Raw genomic sequence first — 24,929 nt, forward strand, 5'->3', positions numbered from 1 at the left:
GACTCTTAACGTGCGAGGAAGTCAGCGCTGCCCATGGCGATCATGGGGTTCTTGTCGGGGTCGAGTGCCTTGAGGATGGTCCCCATGTCTTCGCGGTCGACGGTCACGCAGCCGTGGGTGCTGTTTCCGTGGTCGACGTGCAGCCAGATGCCGCCGCCGGGGGCTTTGCCCTGCGGGCGGGTGCGGTCGGTGGGCGGAACCCCCGTTTTGCGGTTGTAGTCGATTGCGAGCACGTAGTCGTAGACCTGCGTGTAGTCGTCTCCGTAGACGGCCTCCGCGCTGCCGCGCAGGCTCTTGTCCTGTGTGTAGGGCATCTTCGTGCCCGGGTCGGGCAGGTAGCCGCCTGCATCAGTGAGCGTGAAGACTCCCGCAGGGGTCGACAGGTCGCCTTCTTTGCGCTTTTCCTTCCACCCGGCTTCGCCGTTGTGTCCGGCAAACGACAGCTTCTGCTGCCAGCCGCCATCAGTGCGCTCATACAGGGTTGTCGTGACGGCGGTGTCTTTGTTCTTCGGACTTGAAGACACGATCACCTGTTGGGTGTCCTGGGGAATCTGGGCGGCCGTTTTGGGGCCCAGCTGGGGGATTGAGGTGTGGACTTCGCTGCTGTCACCGCCGCGGATGTGCAGAACGGGTGCGGAAAAATCGCCGGGTGTGCGCAGGGTGGGCGCGGTGAGCTGATCGCCTTCGGCGATCGCCGGGGTCGACTGGTTGGCGGCTGCTACAGCCAGTGCAAGCGCACCGGCAAGAACACCGGCCGCTGGAATTATCCACCACGGCTTCGCGGATGGCGAGTTCGATCGCGCGTTGTCCATGCAGCCCAGTATCTCATTCCGAACGTGCAAGATGGTGGACCGGGCGTGTCTGCAGTAGGTGCGCGGTTCTGCCGAAAGCCTGCCGTACGGCAGTGTCGGCTAGACTGCACCGCATGAGCAAACCGTCCGACGCCGGTTCCAACGGCACACCGTCCAACGGCAGCCCAGGCTTTTCATCCGAAAACAGCTCTGGGGCCGGGAGCCTGCACCGAGAGATCTTCGACAGCGAGGTCGATGGCGATTCGACTCGCCAAATGAGCCTGGACGAAATCAGCGAAATCGGTCGGCAGCGCTCTTCCGAAGCAGAGCGATTCACACCGCCTCCTCCGCCGGCAGCACCGCCTCGGTCCGGTTCGTCCGCGCCGTCAGCCCCACCGGTTTCGCCAGAGCGGCCTGCCATCCGCGCGCAGTCGGACGTTGACGCTTTTCCGCCTCCTCCCGTGCCTCCGACAGCTCCGACTGTAGGTGCCCAACAGGTGCACCACGGGGGACGACAGGCAGCTGGGCAGTTCAGTCCGCAGATGGGTCCGCAGGCGGGTTACGCGGGTTATGCGCCGGCCGGCCACGCATCGGCGGGTTACGCGGCCGCATCAGCTCAGGCTCCTCACCAGGACGCGCAGCAGCAAGAAGAGCCCAAGAAGAAAAAGTCGAATCTTCCGTGGGCCGCTATCGCCTTCACCACCGTGCTGGCGCTGTTCCTCGTCGGCGGTGGCCTGTACATCTTCTTTGACATGCGGTCCTCTGATGACCAAGTCGAAACAACTGCACCGCCGGAGGTGGGCGGCGCGTCGTCTGAAGCGCAACCCGAAGAGAGCGAACCAGCCGAAAGCACCCCGACCTTCGATGCTTCGGATGCGAAAGCGTTCATCACCCCGTCGGGCAATATTTCGTGCGTCATCTACAAGGACCGTGCGCGCTGCACCGTCTACAGCTTCGACTATTCGCCCGGTGACAAACCGGAGAACTGCTCTGACGATGTTGAGTGGGGAAGCGTTGCGGAAGTGACCAAGAAGGCTTCCGGCTTTTCGTGCAAGAACGTGGGCGAAGGTCCAAGCCCGGAAGAGCTGGGCTACGGCAAAACCATCAAGGCCCACGGTTTTGAGTGCTCATCGCAGAAAGACGGTGTGCGCTGCAAGGGACCGGGCGGCAGCTTCCACGTGCGCAAGGCGGAGTTCAAGTTCGACTGACACGGGTCTGTCTCAAACGCTAAGACAATAATTCGAGACCCGACGGGGCGAGAGTAGGGTCACAGTATGCGTCTGCTTCTCCTTAGCTGCCGCGGCGAGTCCTGAACAAGGCCGACCCTCGTCGCGGAGTCAGTGCTGTTCGGTCGCCTGAAGACCACCTAAGGAGATCACATGACGAATCTGCAGAAGCCAAGCCCCATGCCGTTCACGAAGTACAAGTCGTTCTTCGACCGCATTGACCTTGACATGTCCGACCGCACGTGGCCGGACCAGCGCCTGACCCGCGCCCCGCGCTGGCTCTCGACCGATCTGCGTGACGGAAACCAGGCTCTCATCGACCCCATGACGGTCGAACGCAAAATCAAGATGTTCGAACTGCTGGTGAAGATCGGCTTCAAGGAAATCGAAGTCGGATTCCCCTCAGCCAGCCAGCCGGACTTCGACTTTGTCCGCCACATCATCGAAAAGGACATGATCCCGGATGATGTGCGCATCTCGGTTCTGACCCAGGCACGCGAAGACCTCATTGAGCGCACCGCCGAATCGCTCATCGGCGCGGACAAGGCCACCATCCACATGTACAACGCGACGGCCCCGGTGTTCCGCTCGGTCGTCTTCGGCTTTGACGGCGACGGCCGCGCACAGACGAAGGACATCGCGCTGCGCGGAACCCAGGCCGTTATGAAGGCAGCCGAATCCGTCCTGCCGAACACCGATTTCGGTTACCAGTACTCGCCGGAGATCTTCGTCGACACGGAACCCGATTTCGCTCTTGACGTCGTCGCGGGAGTGCTCGACATGTGGCAGCCGGAAGAGGGCCGCGACACTGTCGTCAATCTGCCGGCCACTGTTGAGCGGGGCACCCCGAACACCTACGCCGATCAGATCGAATGGTTCTGCCGCCACATTCCGCACCGCGATCAGGTTGCGGTGTCGCTGCACCCGCACAACGACCGCGGCACGGGCGTCGCAGCGGCAGAGCTGGGACTCATGGCCGGTGCCGACCGCATTGAAGGGTGCCTGTTCGGCAACGGGGAGCGCACCGGCAACCTCGACCTCGTGACGGTTGCCATGAACCTGTACACGCAGGGTGTTGACCCGGAACTGGACTTCTCCGACATCAACGAAGTCATCCAGACGGTTGAGCACTGCAACCAGATCGGCGTGCACGAACGCCACCCCTACGGCGGTGACCTCGTGTTCACCTCGTTCTCCGGTTCCCACCAGGACGCCATCAACAAGGCCTTTGCCGAACGTGAGCGTCGGGCGCGTGAAACGAGCACCCCGATCGACCTCATGGAATGGGATATGCCGTACCTGCCGGTCGACCCGAAAGACCTCGGCCGCAGCTACGAGGCAATCATCCGGGTCAATTCCCAGTCGGGCAAGGGCGGGGTCACGTACCTGCTCAAGACCGAATACGGGCTGGATCTTCCGCGTCGTATGCAGGTGGAGTTCTCCAAGGTCATCAAAGACGTCACCGCGGGTGGTGGGGAACTGTCCGCCGAGGCCATCTGGTCTGCCTTCAGCGACGAGTACCTGCCGACCGACAACGCGTGGGGCCGCTTCCGCATCACGGGCCTGCGCACCGAATCGCTGGGCGATGACGAGGCCGGCCGCCACGCCGAAAAGGTCGAGGTGGCACTCAGCATCGACGGTCAGGACCGGGAATTCGAGGGGCTGGGCACCGGACCGCTCAACGCCCTGGTCAACATCCTGAACGACAACTTCGACCTCGATATGCGCGTACAGGACTACTCCGAACACGCTGTCGGTGCGGGTGCCGACGTTGCGGCCGCCGCCTACGTCGAAGTCATGATCGGCGACCGGATCATGTGGGGTGCGGGCATGCACCCGAACATCGCGAAGGCTTCGCTCAAGGCCGTCATTTCGGCTGTCAACCGCTACCTGCGGGACAACAGCGACGACTGACCCCAACCCGAAACAAGCTCACGAGGCGGTGCCGACGCACCGCCTCGTGGCGTGTGGGGGACAATGGACAGGTGAGGAAATATCGTGACGCGGGTGTTGTCCTGGGCACCCATAAGCTCGGCGAAGCCGACCGGATCGTCACGATCCTCACGCGCCGCAGCGGGGTAGTCCGCGCCGTTGCGAAGGGGGTTCGCAGAACTTCGAGCCGCTTCGGTTCGCGTTTGGAACCGCTCATGATGATCGACCTGCAGGCCAACCGCGGCAGAAACCTCGATGTTGTCACTCAGGTGGAGCTCATTGAGCCCTTCGCCCAAGGGCTCATCTCCGACTACGACTACTACACTGCGGGTTCCGTGATGGCAGAAACCGCTCTGCGGTTGACGGAAGACGATCCGCACACGGAAGACCAGTTTCTTCTGCTGGTTGCCGCTCTGCGCTCTATGTGTCGGCGCGAACATCCTGCGCGTTCGTCGCTTGACGCCTATTTGATTCGGGCGATGTCGCTGGCCGGTTGGGCGCCGAGTCTCATCGACTGTGCCCGCTGCGGGGCTCCCGGTCCGCACCGCGCGTTCTCCCTTGAAGCAGGAGGTGCTGTATGCCGGGCATGCAGGCGGGGAGGGGAGCACCTCCCCGGGCCCGATGCGTTGGCATACCTGCACAGGATCAGCACGGCAGACTGGCCTGAGCCGGGCACGGTTGCCGACTATGACGTGCAGGCGGCATCAAAAGTGGTGACCGCTTTTGTGCAGTGGCACTTGGAGAGGCGTGTGAAATCGCTGGCGCTGTTGGAGCGCTGAACGGCTGTCCTGCCATAATGGCGGCGTGAAGCATCAGCCGATTCCCCCGCACCCGCAGGGCGCCCAGCCGCCGGCGATCCCGTCGAAGTTCATTCCAAAGCACATCGCCGTTGTCATGGACGGCAACGGCCGGTGGGCGAATGAGCGCGGTCTGCCGCGCACAGAAGGCCACAAAGCCGGCGAGGCCTCGCTGATGGAGGTCATCTACGGCAGCCTGGAAATGGGCGTCGAGGTGCTGTCTGCTTATGCATTTTCGACGGAGAACTGGAAGCGCTCCCCTGAAGAGGTGCGCTTCCTCATGGGCTTCAACCGCGATGTCATTCGACGCAGGGTTGATGAACTCGATGCCCTGGGTGTGCGCATGGTGTGGTCGGGCAGGGAAGGCCGTCTGTGGCGCTCGGTCATCAAGGAACTTGAGGTTGCGCGTGAGCGCACGAAGAACAACACCCGCATGACCCTGCAGTTCTGCGTCAACTACGGTGGGCGGGCTGAAATCCTCGATGCGGTCAACGAGATCACGCGGGAGGTCGCTCAGGGCAAGCTCAAGCCCGGCAAAGTGACCGCGAAGTCAATGGCTGCACGGCTCTACGCACCGGACCTTCCCGATGTCGATCTGTTCCTGCGCTCTTCCGGTGAGCAGCGCACCTCGAACTTCCTGCTGTGGCAGTCGGCCTATGCCGAACTGGTCTTCCAGGACGTCCTGTGGCCGGATGTCGACCGGACCACGCTGTGGAAGGCGATCGAAGAGTATGCCAGCCGCGACCGGCGTTTCGGCGGAGCCGTCGACAAGGTTGCCGGCAAGCGCTGAGAAGACAGAAGAAGCGGGCCCGAAACTGGTCTCGGGCCCGCTTTGCTGTTAAGCGTGAACGCTGACCGGTTCAGCCGGGACTCCGCTCTCAGCGGCGGCGGTCACCGCCGCGTTTGTCATTGCGGAAACCACGGCCGCCGCGCTTGAACGGACGGTCGGAGCCGGCTTTGCGGTCTTTGCGCTTAAACGGGCGGCCGGGGCGGCCGGTATCAACGCGGATGTCGATGCGCTTGCCCTGAATCTTGGTGTTCTTCAGGCGGTCGAGAACCGCCGGGTCGAGGTCTTCCGGCAGGTCGATCAGCGAGTGGTTTGATCGGATGTTGATGTGGCCGATCTGCTTGTTCGTGATGCCGCCCTCGTTGGCGATGGCGCCGACGATCGCACCGGGGTTGACGCGCTCGTTGCGGCCGACTGCGATGCGGTAGGTGGTCATGCCCTCTGCGGTGCGGGCGCGTTCATTGCGGTCGGGGCGCGCCTTCGGTTCGGGCAGCGGTTCCGGTTTCAGGGTTGAGGTGCCCAACACGAGTGCCGCCAGTGCCGCAGCGATGTCGGCAGCTGGGACATCGTGTTCGAGTTCGTAGGCGTCGATGACGGGACGCAGCTCCGACAGGTCGGTTGAGGCGAGTGCCTCGGAGATCTGCTCCTTGAACTTCTGGGTGCGGGAATCTGCGAGTTCGTCGACCGTCGGCATGGTCAGCGGCTCAACCTTCTGGCGGGTGGCCTTTTCAATTGAACGCAGCATGCGCTGTTCGCGCGGGGTCACGAAGAGGATCGCCTCACCGGTGCGTCCGGCGCGGCCCGTCCGGCCGATGCGGTGGACGTAGGACTCCGTGTCCAGCGGAATGTCGTAGTTGACCACGAGCGAAATCCGCTCGACGTCAAGACCGCGGGCAGCAACGTCGGTGGCGACCAGAATGTCGATCGAACCGGAGCGCAGCGCTTCGACTGTGCGTTCGCGGGCCTGCTGGGGAATGTCGCCGTTGATGGCGGCGGCACGCATGCCGCGGGCCCGCAGCTTTTCCGACAGTTCTTCTGTTGCCTGCTTGGTGCGGACGAACATGATGATGCCGTCGGCTTCCTCGACTTCGAGAATGCGGGTCAGCGCGTCGAGCTTGTTGGAGTGCATGACCGTCAGGAAGCGCTGGCGGATGTTCGCACCGGTTGCGGTGGCCTGCTTGATGCGGACCTCTGCCGGGTCTTCCAGGTACTGCCCGGTGATCCGGTGGATGGACGACGGCATGGTCGCGGAGAACAGCGCCACCTGGCGGGCGGAGCCGGATGCGGCGAAGATCTCTTCGATGTCTTCCTGGAAGCCCATCTTGAGCATTTCGTCTGCTTCATCCAGCACCATGTGGCGCAGGTTCTGCAGTTTGAGCGAACCGCGCTTGAGGTGGTCGATGACACGGCCGGGCGTTCCGACGACAACCTGAGCGCCGCGCTTAAGGCCGGCCAGCTGCGGTGTGTAGGACTGTCCGCCGTAGATCGGCAGAACAGAGAAGTCGGGCAGGTTCGCCGCGAAGCTCGTGAGTGCTTCGGCCACCTGGATGGCCAGTTCCCGGGTGGGGGTGAGGATGAGCGCGAACGGGCCGTCGTCGGCACGTCCGGCATCAGCCAGGTGAGTCAGCATCGGCAGGGCGAACGCGGCGGTCTTGCCGGTTCCCGTCTGGGCCAGGCCGATGACGTCACGGCCTTCCAGCAGCAGCGGGATGGTCTGCGCCTGAATGGGCGAGGGGGATTCGAAGCCGAGATCGGAGATCGCGGCGAGAACGGAGGGGTGGAGGTCGAATTCGGAGAACTGCGGGCTGTCTTGCTGCGCGGTGCCTGCCGAGGTGTTTTCTGCGTGGTTTTCTGCGCTGTCCATGGGACTCGTTTCTGTGCGTGTGCACGCTTGATCGCTGAGAACTGAATTGGCGATCTGCCCGTTCTAGGCCGGTGTGCACTCATAAACGCACGGAAAGCCCAGAGAGTTTGCGCGCCGAGTGCGCAGAAGATGCTGCGCTGCCTGTCGGCGCACACGGTTTGGGTGCAGGTTCAAGTCTAAGCCACACCCGTGCCCGCCGCGTCGCCAATGACCGTGAGTTCGGTAACCTTATGGAGGCTGCGCAATCGCAGCGACCCCGTACCGGCAGCGAACCGGCTGCACAACGCATCAAGGAGCATCTGTGGCATCGACTCTGGATTCCGTCATCACCCTGGCCAAGCGGCGAGGCTTCGTCTTCCAGGCCGGAGAGATCTACGGGGGGTCACGTTCAGCTTGGGACTACGGTCCGCTCGGCGTTGAGCTGAAGGAGAACATCAAGCAGCAGTGGTGGCAGGCCTTTGTGCGCGGTCGGGCTGACATGGTCGGCCTCGACTCGTCGATCATTCTGCCGCGTCAGGTGTGGGAAGCATCCGGCCACGTCGAAACCTTTGTCGACCCGCTCGTGGAGTCCCTGCACACCAACAAGCGCTACCGCGCCGACCACCTCATCGAGGCCTACATCGCCAAGCACGGCAAGGAACCCGAAAACGGTCTGGCTGACATCCGCGACCCGGAAACGGGCCAGGAGGGCAAGTGGACGGAACCGCAGATGTTCTCCGGTTTGGTCAAGACCTACCTGGGCGCTGTTGATGACGGCCAGGGCCTGCACTACCTGCGCCCCGAAACCGCGCAGGGCATCTTTGTGAACTTCGCCAATGTTGTGACTGCCGCGCGCAAGAAGCCGCCGTTCGGCATCGGACAGATCGGCAAGGCGTTCCGCAACGAGATCACGCCGGGCAACTTCATTTTCCGCACCCGCGAATTCGAGCAGATGGAGATTGAGTTCTTCGTCCACCCGGATGACGCGCAGAAGTTCTTCGAGTCCTGGGTTGAGGACTGCTGGAACTGGTTTGTCGAGCTTGGCATCAACCCGGACAACATGCGCAAGTTCGATGTTCCAGAAGACGAACGCGCACACTACTCCGACGGCACGATCGACCTGGAGTACCGCTTCGGCTTCTCCGGCGGTGAATGGGGCGAGCTCATGGGTGTAGCCAACCGAACCGACTACGACCTGGGCCGCCACACGGAGCACTCCAACCAGAAGATGCAGTACTTCGACCAGGCCACGGGTGAGCGCTACACGCCGTACGTCATCGAACCGTCCTTCGGCCTGACGCGCGCGCTCATGGCGTTCCTCGTCGATGCCTACGTCGAAGACGAAGCTCCCAACGCCAAGGGCGGGGTAGACAAGCGCACCGTGCTCAAGCTCGACCCCAGGCTCGCACCGGTCAAGGCCGCTGTTCTGCCGCTGTCGCGCAACGAAAAGCTGTCCCCGCAGGCACGCGAACTGGCTGACAAGCTGCGTCGTCGCTGGAACGTCGAATTCGACGACGCCGGCGCTATCGGTCGCCGCTACCGCCGCAATGATGAGATCGGCACGCCGTTCTGCATCACCTATGACTTCGATTCGCTCGATGACAACGCGGTCACCATCCGCAACCGCGATGACATGAGCCAGGAGCGCGTGGCGCTCGACCAGGTGGAGTCCTACCTGGCTGCTCGCCTGGGCTGCTGACGGTCCTGAACTGACGAGGTGCCGGTTCGGTGACGTACTCACGTCACCGGGCCGGCGCCTCGTGGTTTTAAGGAGGGTCAGTAGGCTGCGTCGAAGAACGCCCGTTCCACGGCGACACACTCACAGAAGAGGTTCGTCAGACGGTCCTGTTCAGTCTTGTCCGCCGGCCAGACCTCCTCCAGTTCGTCCAGCAGGAACTGCGCCCAGGCGCGAAAGTCCTCGCCTCGGTGCAGGTCAATCCAGTCCAGGTGCAGCCATGAGTCCGGTTCGCCGAGATCAGTGCGCTCGCCCCAGTCCAGATAGAGCCATTCGGCGACGAGCAGAACGGTGAGCATCTGCGCGTAGTTCTGCGACTGCGCGGCGTCGTGCATGAGGCGGTTGAAGTCCCGCGTCGGCTGCTTCCATGCGTCCTGGCGGCGCTGCAGATTCTCTCCGCCTACCGCCTCGAGTGCGCGTGTGAAGTACGTGTCTTCATCAGCTGCGAGCATTCCGAGCTGGGTGGCGTAGCGGATTTTGGATTCGGGCTTCGGCGCCGTGGCAACACAGCCGCCGAGCAGCGCGACGAAATCGGTGAAGAACGTGTAGTCCTGTTCGACGTAGGTGCGCAGGACAGCCTCGTCGACGGTCCCGGCAAACAGTTCGCGGACGAAGCGGTGATCAACTGCGGCAGCCCAGTCGGTTTCGGCGGCAGTGCGCAGTGCGTCTCCCGCGCCGTGCGGTGAAACGGTCAGTGTTGTGGTGTAGCTCATATGTGAATCCTAGCGTTTGTGTCCGTGACGAACACGCGGCCGACCAGCGGGTCAAGGGCAGCGGTCCACGCGGCAGATCAGGCCGCGACGAACGTGAGTGCGACAGCAAGGACCGCGGTGACGGTGAGCGTGTTGACGCTCACCGCGACACTCAGGGTTCGGGTCACGGGACGCTGATCGGTGGCGGCATTGGCTCCGGCCATCTGCATGCCCAGCAGAATGCGCGGGGGAGAAGCGATGATTGCCAAAGAACCGGCCACATTGGCCGCAGCGATCGTCACAAGCACATTCGCACCGCTGCCAGAGGCCATCGCCGCGATTGTCTGGGCGAACATCGCGTTCGAACCGGTGGTGCTGCCCACCAGATAGGCCCCAACAGTGTTGAGCGCCGGAGCTGGCCACACCCCGAGAACAGAAGCCGCCTGGCCCAGTGCGGTGCTCATTCCGGTGACAGTCATGATCCAGCCGAGAACCATAAAACCGGCCGTTGAGACTCCCACCGGAACCCAGCGGCGGGCAGCTGCGGGCACCTCGGGAAGCAGAGCGCGGCCCCGCCAGATGAAGAAAACGGTCGCACACGCCGCAGCCAGCCACACGGGCGGCCAAATGAGAACAGCGGTCAGCGTGTTCTCCCACACTCCGTGGGCGGCGTAGGAGGCAAGCAAGCCGCCGGTGAGAACCGCGTAGGGCACACCCGCAATTGCCGTGGCCCGCGTTGCCGGAAGCCTGCCGGTGCGAATCCGGAAGAACACAAACAGCGCGAGCAACACCGCAAGACCGCCGAGAACACCGGCAACGGCGGTGCCGATGAGCAGATTGACCGTCAGCACCGAAACCCACAGGAGCGCGGTTGAAGCTAACACGGCGAGCGCGCTGCCAAACCCGGGACGGTGGTCGGAAGACTGGCCGGGCTCACCGCCGGCAAACCGCATTGTCAGCCACACGAGTACCGCAACAAGCAGGAGAGTCGGGCCGTTGAAAAGGGCGGAGAACACACCGATGTCCTGAAACGTCTGTCCCGAAAGCTGCGCGGCGATTGACGTGCCGGGGCCCAGTGCGCCCCACGCCACCGCATTGAGGCCCAGCATGCCCAAGATCACCGCTTTTGCCGGGGCAAAGCCCAAAGCACGCAGAATCGGCACGCCTACTGTCACGCCGACCCCGTAGCCGGTGACTGACTCGGCAAAGGGCACGACACCGAACACAACGGCTGCCGCCCCCAGTGTTGGGGTAGGCACAGACTCAGAAAGGAAGCGGGAAAGCTCCGCCATGGCCCCCGAACGCTCCAGCAGTGCGGCCAACAACATGCCGAACAGCAGAATGAGCAGCACCTGAAGAGTCAGCAGGCCATACTCGCCGGCCTCGCCCAGGTGGTGCCACGACAGCCCGCCCGTGGCCACCCCGATGACGACAGCGACAGCAGCAGAAGCCAGGGCAGCGGTGACGGCACCTCGTCCCAGCAGAAGAATGCCGACCGCGGTGAGAACCGGAAGGGCCATGAGGAAGAGGGACATAGCGTCACACTAGCCCTCCCGAAGTCTGCTGAACAGAGAAAGCGCACGACTCAGTCATGTTTGCCCCCTCCGGCACACACCGGAGGTGCCGTGGATTTGCCCCGCCTGGGATAATGTGCCCGTGACTGTGACTGAGAAGACGAAGCTGCGAATCGGCGACATCGAACTGGATTCCCCGGTGGTGCTCGCCCCGATGGCCGGCATCACCAACACCGCGTTCCGCAGGCTGTGCCGCGAATACGGTGCCGGACTGTACGTGACCGAAATGGTCACCAGCCGCGCCCTCATCGAACGCAACGACAAGAGCATGCGGATCATCCAGCACGAAGATTGGGAAACGCCGCGCTCAGTTCAGCTGTACGGGGTCGATCCCGAAACCATGGGTGCGGCCGTAAGGATGCTCGTCGAAGAAGACAGGGCGGACCACATCGACCTCAACTTCGGCTGCCCCGTCCCGAAAGTCACCCGCAAGGGCGGCGGATCCGCTCTGCCGTGGAAGCTCGACCTGTTCAGCGACATCGTCCACACCACCGTGCGCGAAGCCGACAAGGGCGACATCCCGCTGACCATCAAACTGCGCAAGGGCGTCGACGCCGACCACCTGACATACCTCGACGCGGCACGCATCGGCATTGACGCGGGCGTAGCAGCCATGACGCTGCACGGACGCACCACCGCCGATCTCTACTCAGGAAAAGCCGACTGGGACGCCATCGCCAGGCTCAAAGACTTCGTCGGCGACCGCGTGCCGGTGCTCGGCAACGGAGACATCTTCGCCGCTGAAGACGCCCAGGCCATGATGGCCACAACCGGCTGCGACGGCGTCGTCATCGGACGCGGCTGCCAGGGACGGCCGTGGCTGTTCGGCGACCTGCAGAACGCCCTGAACGGCTCTGATGAACGTCACCGCCCCACCCTGGGGGAAGTCGCCGACATCGTGTACCGCCACGGCGAATACCTGCGCGACTACTATGACGACGAATTCTTCGGCGTACGCGATCTGCGCAAACACATGGCCTGGTACTTCAAGGGGTATCCGGTCGGCGGAACCCTGCGCACCCGCCTGGCCATGGTGTCCAGCCTCGAAGAGCTGCGCAGCTTCCTTGACGAACTCGACCATTCCGCGCCCTACCCGGGGGCTGCTGCGGAAGGTGTGCGCGGACGCACCGGACGCGCTCGCCGCCCCCACCTGCCCGACGGCTGGCTGGACGACCGGATCTTCGACCACGAAGCCCACGCGGACATTTCCGAAGCTGAACTCGACATTTCCGGAGGCTGATGTGTCACTGACCGGCGGTGTTGCCGAATACGACGACCACTCGCGCGAACGGTGGGTTGTCGAACCCCGAAAGAACCCGCGCCGTTCGGCCTTTCAGCGCGACCGCGGACGGCTCCTGCACTCGTCGGCACTGCGCCGGCTGTCCGCAAAAACCCAGGTCGTCTCACCCGGAACTGATGACTTTGTGCGCAACCGCCTGACCCACTCCCTCGAGGTGGGGCAGGTGGGCCGCGAACTGGCCCGGTACCTCGGGTGCGACCCCGACATCGTCGAAACAGCGTCACTGGCCCACGACCTCGGCCACCCGCCGTTTGGGCACAACGGCGAAACCATTCTCGATGACTTCGCCAAGGACATAGGCGGCTTCGAGGGCAACGCGCAGACACTGCGGATCCTCACTCGCCTAGAGCCGAAGGTCTTCACCGACCAGGGCGGACCGGCGGGACTCAACCTGACGCGCGCAACCCTCGACGCCTGCATCAAATACCCGTGGTCGCGGGAGAACGCGCCCACACCGGACAAAGCGGGTGCCCCCGTGCGCAAGTTCGGAGCCTACGAAGACGACAGCACGGTCTTCGAATTCATCCGCGACGGCAGAACGGGAACACAGCGCTGCATTGAGGCCCAACTGATGGATCTCGCCGATGACATCGCGTACTCCGTCCACGACGTCGAAGACGCGGTCAACTCCGGCCACCTGGTGTTCGAAGCCTACGAAAACGATCACGCCATGGCCGGCCTGATCGACATCACGCGGTCCTGGTATCTGCCGGGGGCACGCGACGAAGACATCATCGATGCGCTCGACCGCCTGCGCTCCACCGCCTACTGGCCTAGGGAGCGCTTTGACGGGTCCCGCCGTGCGCAGGCTGCCATGAAGCACCTGACAAGCCAGCTCATCGGCCGGTTCGTCGGTGCGGCCGAAGCAGCAACCCGCGAAGGCTACGGCTGGGAGCCGCTGGGCCGCTATCAGGGCAACCTCGTCGTGCCGCAGACGACCGAACACGAAATCGCGGTGCTCAAAGGTCTGGCAACCGTCACGGTCATGGTTGCCGAAGAGCGCATGCAGACCCAGCGCATCCAAGGCCGAGTGCTGAGTGCGCTGTGCGAATACTTCAGCGAAAAGCCCGAAGCCATGGACACCATGTTCTGGATGGACTACCGGGATTCCGACAGCGACGACGGGAAAGTCCGCGCCGTCATCGACCAAGTGGCAAGCCTGACCGACCACTCAGCGTGGTCGGCCTACCATGCAATGCAGGAGGACACCGGCAGCCTTCTGTAAGCCGCCGTTCAGGTCTGCTGCGCAGGTACGCTGCCCGGACAGGTGAGCGTGTAGGCAGGCGCCGGGGACAGGATTCTTAAGGGGGAGGACGCAATGGCAGGGCTGATAGTGCGCGAGGACATCGACGAGGTGCGCTCGCGCGTACGGATCGACGATGTTGTCGGTGAGTACGTCACCCTGCGCAGTGCGGGGGTCGATTCGATGAAGGGCCTGTGTCCCTTCCACGACGAAAAGACCCCGTCCTTCCACGTCAGGCCGAGCTCGGGGTACTACCACTGCTTCGGCTGCGGCGAAAGCGGCGACGCCTACACGTTCCTGCAGAAGATGGACGGCTGCACATTCACAGAAGCCGTCGAACGGTTGGCTGAGCGCGCCGGTATGCAGCTGCGCTATGAAAAGGGCAGCGGACCGGATAGACGCGAGGCCGGTCAGCGGGCCCGGCTGTTTGAGGCGCACAAAGAGGCCCAGGACTTCTTCCGGGCGAACATCCGCTCACCCGAAGCTGAAAAAGCCCGCCGCTACATGGCTGAGCGCGGCTTCGACGAAGACGCACTCACGTCCTTCGGGGTGGGCTATGCGCCGCGCGGTTGGGACAATCTCAGCAAGCACCTGCGCTCGCGCGGTTTCCTCGACAAAGAGCTGACCGCGGGAGGGCTGGCCGCGGAAGGCCGCCGAGGCGGAGTCTACGACCGCTTCCGAGGTCGCCTGATCTGGCCGATCCGGGATGTGACGGGACGTGTGATTGGCTTTGGGGCGCGCAAACTGTACGACGATGACGAAGGTCCCAAGTACCTCAACACCCCCGAAACTCCGCTCTACCGCAAAAACCAAGTGCTCTACGGGCTGGACCGGGCGAAAAGGGCGATCGCCAAGGACGGCCGGGCGGTCGTCGTTGAGGGGTACACGGATGTTATGGCCGCTCACCTGGCCGGCATTGACTGCGCGGTTGCAACCTGCGGTACGGCGTTCGGAGCTGAGCACACCAAGATCATCCGCCGCCTCATGGGGGATGCTGCATCGAAAACGGGTGAGGTCATCTTCACCTTCGACGGCGACGAGGCAGGCCAGCAGGCAGCTCTGCGCGCGTTTCGCGAAGACAGCGAATTCACTGCAGACACTTTTGTTGCGGTCGAGCGCTCCGGACTCGATCCTGCGGACATCCGTCTGCAGAAGGGCGACGGCGCGCTGCGCGACCTCATTGAGTCCCGCCGACCGCTTTTTGAATTCGCACTTTCGAAGGCAATCGCCGACTACGACCTCGACACTGTTGAGGGGCGCGTGAAAGCTCTGCGCGAAGCCGCACCGATTGTCGCTGCTATTCGCGACCGTGGTATGCGGCCGGGCTATGAGCGCTGGCTCTCGGGCCGGCTGGGTATGACCTTCGACGAAATCCGCGACGCCGTGCAGCGTGCCGCCGCGGCGAACCGACCTTCCGCCCAGCCGGGACGCGATCAGCAGAACCGCGGCTGGCAGCAGCAGGCGCCTCGCGGGGGAAGCCAGCAGGCGGGCAGCTACTCCGGTCACCAGCGCGGCTACGCGGAGGATCCAGGCGCCCGGATTGCCAGTGACGTCGAGTCCTATCAGCGGGAAATCGGCGGGACCGAACAGGACTCGACCGGTTTCCGCATTGAGCGCGGCGCACTGCAGGTGGCGCTGCAGAAACCGGACTTCATCAACGTCAGGCTGTTTGACCGGCTCAAGCCCGAAGCGTTCAACGATCCGGGCAGCCGCGCCGTCTTCCAGGCCATGCAGGCCGCCGGCGGTATGGCCTGGGCAGTGCAGAATCCGCAGAACTGGCCCGAGCGCGTGATCGAAAACGCTGATGAACGGGCAAAGCAGATCGTGGCGGAACTCGTGGTGCGAGCTCTTCCGGCACAGAAGGAAGACGAGGTGGAGCGCTACTGCCGCTCGATTGTTGCGCGGCTTTTCGACAAGGACATTGTGCGCATCGCCGGGCTTCTGCACTCGCAGCTGCTGCGCACCGATCCGAGCGATGTCGAAACCTCGGCCAAGCTGCTGGAACAGCTGCAGGTGCTCGAACGTCAGCGGGCCAGGCTGCGCCAGCACATGTGATGTACAGCCTCAGCTGATGAGGCCCAACTCCCGGGCTCTTTTCGCGGCAGCAGTCCGGTTGTCGACGTCGAGCTTGTCGAAAATGCGGCTGACGTGGGTTTTTACGGTTGCCAGTGAAATGAACAGCTCACCGGCGATATCGCTGTTGGTGCGCCCGGCTGCCAGCAGGCGGACGATCTCGGTTTCGCGTTCGGACAGTTCGCTGTGGGACATGCGGGTGCGCTGCATGAGCGCTGTTGCCGCGGCATCGGACATGACCGGCTGCCCCGCGGCGGCCCGCCGGATGCCATCCAGAAGGGTCTGTGCGGGGGAGTCCTTGAGCAGATAGCCCGCCGCACCCGCATCGACCGCCCGGTAGACCAGCGACTGGGTGTCGAAAGTCGTGAGAATGAGCACGGGAGGGCCGTCGGGCAGGGCTTTTATGAGCTCGATGCCGTCACCGTCAGGCATCTGCAGATCAGAGACGACCAGGTCTACATCGACAGTGCGCAGGCGGTTCAGAGCATCTGTGCCGGATTCGGCGACGTCGACAACGTCAATGTCGTCAGCGCTGGAAATGACGGCCGCCAGCCCGGCGCGCACGACAGGGTGGTCATCAACCAGAAGAACGCGAATCACGATGCTCCCTCCTGCCGGGCGGTCTGGGCGTTCAGGGGAGCCGAGGTGCCTGCCGGACGGGCGAGAGAATCTCCTGTGATCGGGACGAAGACGCTCACTTCGGTGCCTGCACCGGGGGATGAGCGAACGGTCATGGAACCGCCGAGTTCCTCTGTGCGCTCATTGAGCGAATTCAGTCCGTAGCCGTAGTGGCTGCCGGCGAATCCCTTGCCGTTGTCAACGACATCGAGGCCGACAGCCGTTCCCCAGTAGTGCAGGCTCACGGATACGTAGTCGGCTTCGGAGTGCAGGAGAGCATTTGACAGAAGTGACTGCCCGGCACGCGAAAAGAAATATTCAAGTGACGGCGCCAGACCGATTTTTGCGCCCTCGGAGGAAAACTCGGCGCGCAGGGGAGTGCCGATGGCCGCAGCTGCAGCTTCAACGGTTGTGCAGGCTTCCGCGAGTTCTGCTTCGGCGGAGCCCCCGCCCAGTTCTTCACCCGCGAGGAAACCGCGGACTGTTGTGAGGCTGTGCGAGGCTGTATTTTCGATTGTCGACAGGTCGCCCTGCAGTTCCTGCACGTCGTTGCGGTTCTGCCCGGCGCGGGAGATGAGCACAATCGACAGTAGGCTCTGAGCAATTGTGTCGTGGAACTCTGCGGCAACTTTCTGCCGCTCAGCCAGGCGGCCCTCCTGCTGCTGAGACAGGGCGAGCTTCGCCTGCGCGGCGCGCAGCTCATCAAATGCCGCCCGCGTGCGCACGGCTTCGTCGACAAGCTTTGCGTACACCGCCGAAATCGTTACGGCCACGATCGCGCCGACAAGCGGTCCGATGATGACTCCGGGGGTGAATGCGGAGTGCAGAACGCTGCTGCCGGCGATGACGACGAGCATCCCAACAATGGCTGCTGCCGCGCCGATCGGAGGCCACGCGTAGAGGACGAGGAAGAACAGCGGAAAGGACACCCACACAAAGCTTTCGCCCGACATTGCCAGCCCGGCCCACAGGACCAGGATGGAAGCCAGCCACCACGTGGTCAAAGACCGCGGGTCAAAGGATGACTGCCCTTTGGCGAAGCGGATTTCGCTGAGAGTCCCCACAAAGTACAGGCAGGCGGTGAACGCTGCTGTCAGAAGAATGCAGATGAGCGGCGCAAGCTGGGTCTGTTCGATGAACGTCCGCAGGATGCCGACGCCCAGCAGCGCCGCGAAGCTCAAATGCAGAATGATGCGCAGCATCGAAAGGATGTGGGGAATGGAGGACTCTTGAGCCATGTCCCCAAGAATACGGGAGTGCTATGTGAGCATCCTGGTGCCCAAGGAGAGGTGCTGAGCGCACCCGCATCAACTCGCCTCGTGAGCAATATCCCAAAAGTTGCAGTTGATGTAACTTTGCAGTGAGTGCATAATTGTCTGTGTGACTGAACAGGATTCGCTGCGCGTGCGCAAACAGAACGCCACCCGATCAGCGCTGCATGCAGCGGCAGTCGAACTCGTCTACGCGGGGTCCTTAGAAACGGTGACGACCGCGCAGATCGCCGAAGCCGCAGGCGTGTCACCGCGCACGTTCTTCAACTACTACGACACAAAAGAAGACGCCATCATCGGGCTGAGCGATCAGACCCTCAACCCGCAGCGGCTGGCTGAATACGTCGCAGACTGTCCACTGGCGGGCAGCCCGCTGGAAGACGTATCAGCGGTCATGCGGTCGGTGTACAGCCGCATTGGCGGTGATGACGTCGACAAAGACAAGCGCAAGGCGATTCTGCGCCGCTACCCGATGTTGGTGCGGCGCAACGTCGAGATTGCCCGCGGCATCGAAACGCACTTGGCAGAACAGATCGCGGATCGCGTTGAAAGCCTCGGCGTGCAGCTGCCCGACGGTGATCGCACGGTTGTAGGCCGCATGATCATTCGCGTGTGCTCTGTACCCCTGGCTCTGGCCTACCAGCTCAGCGGAGAAGGCCAGGAGGAATTCGACCGGACTTTCGCCGACACGGTGGACCTGTGCAGACAGCTTTTGGAAAGGATGAAATGACAGACGACACGACCGTCGCCGGTGCCGACGCGAACCCCGCTGAGCCCATGTCGCGGGGCGCTGTTCTGTGGGTGTTCGTCGGACTGCTCGTGTCGATGTTCATGTTCTCGCTGAACCAGACGGTGCTGGCGACAGCGCTGCCGACAATTGTCGGTGAACTCGACGGCTGGGACAGCATGCTGTGGGTCTCAACCGCCTTCATGCTCGCATCGACCGCAACGATGCCCGCCTACGGGAAGATCGGCGACCTCTTCGGCCGCAAACCCCTGTTCCTCGTGGCCATTTCGATCTTCATACTGGGCTCCGTCATCGCTCTGTTCGCAGATTCAATGGCAATGCTCATCACCGGACGCGTTTTTCAGGGCCTTGGCGGGGGAGGGCTCATGACGCTCTCCCAGGCGATCATCGCAACCATCGTGCCTGCGCGCAGCCGCGGCAAGTACATGGGCATCATGGGTTCGGCCTTTGCTGTGTCCTCGGTTGCCGGGCCGCTGCTGGGCGGCTGGATCACGGAGGGGCCGGGCTGGCGGTGGGCTTTTGTCATCAACCTGCCGCTGGGAGCGCTCGCGATTCTGACGGCCGCTTTCCTGCTCAAACTGCCGCACCAGAAAGCAGACGAACGTCCCCGCATCGATGGGGCCGGCATGATGCTCATTGCCGTGTTCACCACCTGCCTCGTGCTGATGTCGGCGTGGGGCGGCCACCAGTACGAGTGGACCGATCCGGTCATCATCGGCCTGGGAGCCGCATCGCTGGTTTCAGCGGTCACCTTCGTATTCGTCGAACTCAAGGTGACCGAACCGATTGTGCCCATGTTGCTGTTTGCGGACCGCAACTTCACGCTGAGCACAATCGCCGGTGTATTCATCGGCGTGGCAATGTTCGGCGTTCTGTCGTACATGCCGACCTACCTGCAGATGGTGCACGGTGTTGAGGCCGCCCGCGCAGGGCTCATGATGACGCCGATGATGGGCTGCATGCTCATTGTGTCCACCGGAATCGGCTTCGTCGTGTCCCGCTGGGGGCGCTACAAGATCTACCCGATCATCGGGACTGTCATCATTGGGCTGGCGCTTTTCTTCATGTCGCGCATGCATCCTGACGACTCCGCCGTCATTCCGATTGCGCTGCTGGCACTGCTGGGCCTGGGCATTGGCCTGTCGATGCAGCTGCTGGTGCTGATCGTGCAGAATTCCTTCCCCGTGAGCATGGTCGGCACCGCAACAGCGTCGAATAACTTTTTCCGTCAGATCGGCGCGACACTGGGCATGTCGGTCATCGGATCAGTCTTCACAGCCAGGCTCATGACGAACCTCGCAGAATCCCTTCCCGCCAAGGCTAAGGGTGCGGCAGACGCTTCGGGTCAGCTGACCCCGGCGAAAGCGGCTGAACTTCCCGCACCCATCCACGATGCGGTCATTGCGTCCTACAACGACGCTTTAGTGCCGATCTTCCTGTGGGTTGTTCCGCTGCTGGCCATCGCCGCGGCCATCCTGCTGTTCATCAAGGAGATTCCGCTGGCCACAACGGTGGGCAAACAGGGAAGTACACGCACAACCCTCGAAGACAGCTCCGAGGTGAGCTCCGCCTCGTCAGCGGGAGCACGCTGACCGAAGATCAGCGCGCACCTAGAGGAAAGATCAGACCCAGCCGAGGGAGCGCTCGACTGCCTGAGACCAGCGGGTCATCCGGGCCTGTGCCCAGTCGCGATCACGTTCAGGTTCGAATGTCCGGTCAGCAGACCACAGCTGAGTGAGTTCGGCAAGATCCGAGTAGAGACCACAGCCGAGTCCCGCTGCGAACGCAGCTCCCAGGGCGGTCGATTCCAAGGTGGAGGACCGGATCACGGGGGTGCCCAGGAGGTCCGCTTGGAACTGCATGAGCAGATTGTTCAGGCTCATACCGCCATCAGCGCGGATTTCGCTGATGTCATAGCCGGAATCAGCGCGCATGGCATCGAGCACTTCCGCTGTCTGGTAGGCGGTTGACTCCAAAGCGGCGCGGGCAATGTGCCCACGGCCGGCAAAGCGGGTCAGCCCCACAAGAACGCCGCGTGCATCCGGCCGCCAGTGGGGAGCCAGGAGACCGGAGAAAGCCGGCACCAGGTAGACGTCGCCGTTGTCGCTGACAGAGCGGGCCAACGGTTCGATTTCATCTGAGGAGCGCACCAGGCCCAAATTGTCACGCAGCCACTGAATGAGGGACCCTGCGACGGCAATGGACCCTTCCAGCGCGTAGGTCAGCTCACTGCCCTCGCGTCCGTAGGCGACTGTGGATACGAGTCCGCTGTCAGAGCTCGGGATGTCGGTGCCTGTGTTGGTCAGCAGAAAACCACCGGTGCCGTAGGTGTTCTTGGTGTCGCCGGGCTGGTAGCAGCACTGGCCGAACGCGGCGGCCTGCTGGTCGCCCAGAACACCGGTGATCGGCGTGCCGCGCAGCAGCTGGCCCTCAGAGACCTCGCCGAAGAAGCCGACCGACGGTTTGATCTCCGGAAGCATCGCCCGGGGAATTCCCGTGAGCTCAAGCATCCTGTCTGACCACTGGCCTGTGCGCAGATCCATGAGCATGGTGCGCGAAGCATTTGTGACGTCCGTTGCGTGCACCCCGCCGGTCAGATTCCAGATGAGCCACGAATCAATCGTGCCGAAGGCCAGTTCCCCAGCTTCGGCACGGCCCCGCAGGCCGTCGTGCTCACGCAGCATCCACATGAGCTTCACGGCAGAAAAATACGTGTTGACGGGCAGGCCGGTGATGGCTCGGATCTCATCGGTGTGCTCGGTGAGCGTTTCGGCGATGTCGGTGCCGCGGCCGTCCTGCCAGACAATCGCGGGACCAACGGGGACACCCGTCTGCCGGTCCCACACGACCGTGGTTTCGCGCTGATTGGTGATGCCGAGCGCGCGGATATCGTCTTTTGTCAGACGCGCACGGCCCAAAGCTGCGCCGATCACCTGGCTGGAGGTCAGCCAGATTTCCTGGGCGTCGTGTTCAACCCAGCCGGGCTGTGGGAAGCTTTGCGTGAATTCGGTGGACGCAGAAGCGACCGTGCGGCCATCTTCAGCGAAGATGACCGCACGGGTGCTCGTCGTCCCCTCATCGAGGGCGAGCAGGTACATGATCAGTCGTTGCCGGGCAGCGAGGGTGCCTGAACCCCGGCCATGACTGCGAGGCAGCGGACAACCTGCCACGAGTAGCCGTACTCGTTGTCGTACCAGACGTAGACGACGGCGCGGTCGCCGTCGACGATCGTGGCCAGGCCGTCGACGATGCCGGCGCGGTGCGAGCCGACGAAGTCAGTCGAGACGACCTCGGGGCTTGCGATGTAGTCGATCTGGTTGCGCAGCGGCGAATCCAGTGAAACATCGCGCAGGTGGGTGTTGAGTTCGTCCTTGGTGGTGGCCTTGTCCAGGTTGAGGTTGAGGATGGCCATCGAAACGTCCGGGGTGGGAACGCGGATGGCGTTGCCGGACAGCTTGCCCTCGAGTTCCGGCAGGGCCTTGGACACGGCCTTTGCAGCACCGGTTTCGGTCAGAACCATGTTCAGACCGGCTGCGCGGCCGCGACGTGCTCCCTTGTGGAAGTTGTCGATGAGGTTCTGGTCGTTGGTGAATGCGTGCACGGTTTCGACGTGGCCGTTGCGGATGCCGAAGCGGTCGTTGATGACCTTGAGCGTGGGCGTGATGGCGTTCGTGGTGCACGATGCTGCCGACAGGATGGTGTCGCCCTCTTCGATGTCTGCTGTGTTGACACCGTAGACGATGTTCTTGATGTCGCCCTTGCCGGGAGCAGTGAGGATGACCTTGCTGACACCCTTCGACTTCAGGTGCTGGCCCAGGCCGGCCTCGTCGCGCCACACGCCGGTGTTGTCGACGACGATGGCATCGTTGATGCCGTATTCCGTGTAGTCGACGCTGGCGGGGTCAGACGAGTAGATGACGTTGATGAGAACGCCGTTTGCCTGGATGGTGCTGTTCTCTTCGTCGACGACGATGTTGCCGTCGAACTTGCCGTGAATCGAGTCGCGGCGCAGCAGCGAGGCGCGCTTGATGATGTCGTCATCAGATCCCTTGCGGACCACGATGGCGCGCAGGTTCAGGCCGTTGCCGCCGGCCTGCTGGACGAGGATGCGGGCCAGCAGACGGCCGATGCGGCCGAAGCCGTAGAGCACAACGTCACGCGGTGCGGGTGACTTGCCTGCCTTGCCGACAGCGTCGGCGAGTTCGTTGCGGAGGTATTCTTCGAGGTCGCCACCCTGGAAGCCAGCGGTCAGGCGGCCCAGGTCGATGGTGCTTTCACCCAGTTCGAGGGTTTCGAGGACGCCGGCGATTTCAGCTGCGGTGCTGAGGTCGAGTTCGACTCCGTTGTTGTGGTGGCGCGCGTAGCGGGCGGCCTTGATGATGCCGTTGACCGACTTGTTCTGCAGTGTGCGACCGAAGATGGTCAGCTGTACGCGGTTGTTCCGGTAGAGGCGGCCGACAGCGGGAAGAAGCTGTTCAGCTGCTTCTGCTTTTGCGTTCCATTCGCTCAGGCGCTTCTCGGTAAGCTCACTCACCCTGGGGGTTCCTTCCTTTGGCTGATGATCGCCTCCATTCTACTGGGGACGCGGTCCTATCGCCCAGCGGCTCGCAGGGCGGATGTCGCGTCCGGGGCGGAATTGTGAAACCGTCGGGTCGCCTTCAAGCCAGAAGCGCCACGGGAACACCTCCGGGTCGCCTCCTTCGCCGCCGACTCCCACGCGGGGGCCGTGTCTTACGAGGCGCCGGTCGGGTTGGTCGATTCCCATGCGCAGATGCCACGGGCCAGGGTTGAGAAGGTCCGCTCCGTCGTCGCTTCGGTCAGCTCCGAGAGCCTGTGCGAGATTGCCGGGGCCGGAAGCCAGGAGCCGGTGGGCGACGGGCGTGGTTCTGCGTGCCATGCGGCGCTGCCCGGCGAGGTCTGTGCCTTCGAGGATTTCGCCGGAGCGGATGAGCACCCCTGTGCCGCATCCCGCACGGTCGGCCACGATGTTGATCGAGAAGTGCATTCCGTAGATGAAATAGCAGTACAGGTGCCCACCGGAGCGGAACATGGACGCATTGCGCTGTGTTCTGCCGCGAAAAGCATGAGAACCGGGGTCGGCGCTGCCGACGTAGGCTTCAACCTCGGTGATGCGCAGCGCAACGGTTCCGTCGGTACTCGTGTTGATGAGAACTCGGCCAAGAAGATCCGGGGCGAGGGAAAGGGCAGAGCGGAGGAAGAAGCCTTCCTCCGCCCTGGATCCGTATGTGTTGATCAGTGCTTCTCTTCGTAGCGTTTGAGTCCCAGAATGGTTGCTGCGACGATGCCGGTTCCGACGACCAGTGCGCCCAGGTGGGCGGCCGCCGACGGCGGTTCGACGTTTTCACGTTCAGCAACTGCCTGCGGGTCTTCGCTGACGCGGCCGAACACGGGAGCTTCCGCGGTGGTGCCCATCCAGGCCGCGACCACCAGGATGATGCGGGCGAACAGGTTCATCGACAGCATGATTGCGATGACCGGTCCGAACAGTGCCGCGGTGGGCGAACCGGAGAACATCGAAATGAGCACGGTCGCCAGGTTGAGCAGAAGCGTCAGGGCGATTGCACCGAACAGGGAGCCGAGCATGAGCGTGTTCTTCGGCAGCGGCTTCGCCGGGATCGACCAGAAGATGAACATGAACAGCACCCAGCCCAGTGCCAGGGTCAACACGATCGTGACGATGTTGAGCACCGGTGCCGCCCAGCCGGGCAGCTGGAACAGTTCGGCGATGAACGACTGCAGGCCGGTGCCGATCACGGTGCCGGCGATCGTCAGCCCCGTGAGGATGAGAATCCCGATGAGCGTTCCGATGTTCGTGATGACGCGAACGGGGAACGACTGCTTGGGAATCTCGTCCATGTCGGCAGCCAGCTGCGAGCGGATCGCGTCTTTGAGGTTGCCGATGAATCCCTGGGCGGTGTAGAGCGCCGAGAGAATACCGACGATGCCGACGGCCTTCCAGTTGGAGATGAAGTTCGTCAGCATCGCGGCCATTTCATCACTGGAGCCAAGCGAGCTTTCGATGTAGTCGTTGACGGTGTCGACCAGTTCTGGACGGACAACATCGAGGAAGAACCCGAGTGCGGAGAAGGCGAACATGAGGATCGGGATCATGGCGAGCACGAGGAAGTACGTGATCGCAGCGCCGAACTGGTTGCCCAAACGGGCTCCGAAACGGCTCATCGCCCGAATGAGGTGGGCGATGGCCGGACGGGCCGTCAGCGGGACCGAATATTCGTCTTCGCTTTTCTTGTCCGTCAGAAGCTGAGTCATAGGTTCCT

20 protein-coding genes are annotated in these 24,929 nt (G+C 63.1%); 10 read left to right on the forward strand and 10 right to left on the reverse strand.

Annotation, left to right across the window (positions count from 1 at the left end; all coding sequences use genetic code 11):
- Positions 1–5: 5 nt before the first annotated feature.
- Positions 6–812, reverse strand: a complete 807-nt coding sequence (locus Bravens_RS05085; protein WP_062020923.1) for a L,D-transpeptidase family protein — start codon at positions 810–812, stop codon at positions 6–8.
- A 113-nt stretch (positions 813–925) separates the two neighbouring features.
- Between Bravens_RS05085 and Bravens_RS05090 the strand changes: the two genes are divergently transcribed.
- The 4 genes from Bravens_RS05090 (at position 926) to Bravens_RS05105 (ending at position 5,536) form a co-directional block, all read left to right on the forward strand.
- On the forward strand, positions 926–1,999 hold the full coding sequence (locus Bravens_RS05090; protein WP_062020927.1) for a DUF6636 domain-containing protein: 1,074 nt from the start codon (positions 926–928) through the stop codon (positions 1,997–1,999).
- A gap of 171 nt (positions 2,000–2,170) precedes the next feature.
- A complete protein-coding gene (gene leuA / locus Bravens_RS05095; protein WP_062020930.1) occupies positions 2,171–3,931 on the forward strand; it encodes a 2-isopropylmalate synthase in 1,761 nt (586 codons plus the stop codon).
- 71 nt (positions 3,932–4,002) lie between these two features.
- Positions 4,003–4,728: a DNA repair protein RecO gene (recO, locus tag Bravens_RS05100; protein WP_062020933.1), complete on the forward strand. Its 726-nt coding sequence runs from the start codon at positions 4,003–4,005 to the stop codon at positions 4,726–4,728.
- 25 nt (positions 4,729–4,753) lie between these two features.
- Positions 4,754–5,536 (forward strand): isoprenyl transferase, encoded by a 783-nt coding sequence (locus tag Bravens_RS05105; RefSeq protein WP_019175214.1) that lies wholly within the window; start codon positions 4,754–4,756, stop codon positions 5,534–5,536.
- A gap of 88 nt (positions 5,537–5,624) precedes the next feature.
- On the opposite strand, the gene Bravens_RS05110 is transcribed toward Bravens_RS05105, so the two are convergent.
- Positions 5,625–7,397, reverse strand: coding sequence for a DEAD/DEAH box helicase (locus Bravens_RS05110; protein WP_062020934.1), 1,773 nt, complete (start codon positions 7,395–7,397; stop codon positions 5,625–5,627).
- Positions 7,398–7,698: 301 nt separating this feature from the next.
- Here Bravens_RS05110 and Bravens_RS05115 point away from each other — a divergent pair, with 301 nt between their 5' ends.
- A complete protein-coding gene (locus Bravens_RS05115; RefSeq protein ID WP_062020937.1) occupies positions 7,699–9,075 on the forward strand; it encodes a glycine--tRNA ligase in 1,377 nt (458 codons plus the stop codon).
- Between the two features lie 77 nt (positions 9,076–9,152).
- Here Bravens_RS05115 and Bravens_RS05120 read toward each other — a convergent pair whose 3' ends face one another.
- Both Bravens_RS05120 and Bravens_RS05125 read right to left on the reverse strand, forming a co-directional pair.
- Positions 9,153–9,824, reverse strand: coding sequence for a TenA family protein (locus tag Bravens_RS05120; RefSeq protein ID WP_062020940.1), 672 nt, complete (start codon positions 9,822–9,824; stop codon positions 9,153–9,155).
- 77 nt (positions 9,825–9,901) lie between these two features.
- Complete coding sequence (locus Bravens_RS05125) at positions 9,902–11,338, reverse strand: L-lactate permease (RefSeq protein ID WP_062020943.1); 1,437 nt, start codon at positions 11,336–11,338, stop codon at positions 9,902–9,904.
- 115 nt (positions 11,339–11,453) lie between these two features.
- On the opposite strand from Bravens_RS05125, the gene dusB reads away from it, so the two are divergent.
- The 3 genes from dusB (at position 11,454) to dnaG (ending at position 15,975) form a co-directional block, all read left to right on the forward strand.
- Entirely contained in the window at positions 11,454–12,617 is a 1,164-nt protein-coding gene (gene dusB, locus Bravens_RS05130; RefSeq protein WP_061941187.1) for a tRNA dihydrouridine synthase DusB, read from the forward strand.
- A gap of 1 nt (position 12,618) precedes the next feature.
- A complete protein-coding gene (locus Bravens_RS05135; protein ID WP_082791045.1) occupies positions 12,619–13,902 on the forward strand; it encodes a deoxyguanosinetriphosphate triphosphohydrolase in 1,284 nt (427 codons plus the stop codon).
- Positions 13,903–13,995: 93 nt separating this feature from the next.
- Positions 13,996–15,975, forward strand: coding sequence for a DNA primase (gene dnaG / locus Bravens_RS05140; RefSeq protein WP_062020946.1), 1,980 nt, complete (start codon positions 13,996–13,998; stop codon positions 15,973–15,975).
- Positions 15,976–15,984: 9 nt separating this feature from the next.
- Here dnaG and Bravens_RS05145 read toward each other — a convergent pair whose 3' ends face one another.
- Both Bravens_RS05145 and Bravens_RS05150 read right to left on the reverse strand, forming a co-directional pair.
- Positions 15,985–16,593: a response regulator transcription factor gene (locus tag Bravens_RS05145; RefSeq protein WP_062020949.1), complete on the reverse strand. Its 609-nt coding sequence runs from the start codon at positions 16,591–16,593 to the stop codon at positions 15,985–15,987.
- Complete coding sequence (locus Bravens_RS05150; protein ID WP_062020952.1) at positions 16,590–17,849, reverse strand: sensor histidine kinase; 1,260 nt, start codon at positions 17,847–17,849, stop codon at positions 16,590–16,592. The genes Bravens_RS05145 and Bravens_RS05150 overlap by 4 nt, the downstream gene beginning before the upstream one ends.
- 142 nt (positions 17,850–17,991) lie before the next feature.
- Here Bravens_RS05150 and Bravens_RS05155 point away from each other — a divergent pair, with 142 nt between their 5' ends.
- Both Bravens_RS05155 and Bravens_RS05160 read left to right on the forward strand, forming a co-directional pair.
- The gene (locus Bravens_RS05155) at positions 17,992–18,612 is read left to right on the forward strand and encodes a TetR/AcrR family transcriptional regulator (RefSeq protein WP_062020955.1); all 621 of its coding nucleotides are present in this window, start codon (positions 17,992–17,994) and stop codon (positions 18,610–18,612) included.
- Positions 18,609–20,222 carry an MDR family MFS transporter gene (locus tag Bravens_RS05160; protein ID WP_062020958.1) on the forward strand — a complete coding sequence of 538 codons (1,614 nt, stop codon included), beginning with the start codon at positions 18,609–18,611 and terminating at the stop codon, positions 20,220–20,222. The genes Bravens_RS05155 and Bravens_RS05160 overlap by 4 nt, the downstream gene beginning before the upstream one ends.
- Positions 20,223–20,252: 30 nt before the next feature.
- Here Bravens_RS05160 and glpK read toward each other — a convergent pair whose 3' ends face one another.
- The 4 genes from glpK to Bravens_RS05180 are packed head-to-tail and all read right to left on the reverse strand — an operon-like array spanning position 20,253 to position 24,921.
- The gene (glpK, locus tag Bravens_RS05165; RefSeq protein ID WP_062020961.1) at positions 20,253–21,728 is read right to left on the reverse strand and encodes a glycerol kinase GlpK; all 1,476 of its coding nucleotides are present in this window, start codon (positions 21,726–21,728) and stop codon (positions 20,253–20,255) included.
- Positions 21,729–21,730: 2 nt separating this feature from the next.
- Positions 21,731–23,164 carry a glyceraldehyde-3-phosphate dehydrogenase gene (locus tag Bravens_RS05170; protein ID WP_062020964.1) on the reverse strand — a complete coding sequence of 478 codons (1,434 nt, stop codon included), beginning with the start codon at positions 23,162–23,164 and terminating at the stop codon, positions 21,731–21,733.
- A 39-nt stretch (positions 23,165–23,203) separates the two neighbouring features.
- Positions 23,204–23,887, reverse strand: coding sequence for a DNA-3-methyladenine glycosylase (locus Bravens_RS05175; protein ID WP_342341617.1), 684 nt, complete (start codon positions 23,885–23,887; stop codon positions 23,204–23,206).
- Positions 23,884–24,921 (reverse strand): YhjD/YihY/BrkB family envelope integrity protein, encoded by a 1,038-nt coding sequence (locus Bravens_RS05180; protein WP_062020970.1) that lies wholly within the window; start codon positions 24,919–24,921, stop codon positions 23,884–23,886. Before Bravens_RS05180 ends, Bravens_RS05175 begins: the two co-directional genes overlap by 4 nt.
- Positions 24,922–24,929: the final 8 nt, after the last annotated feature.

Origin of the sequence: Brevibacterium ravenspurgense (assembly GCF_001584615.1) — a bacterium.
GTDB lineage: Bacteria > Actinomycetota > Actinomycetes > Actinomycetales > Brevibacteriaceae > Brevibacterium > Brevibacterium ravenspurgense.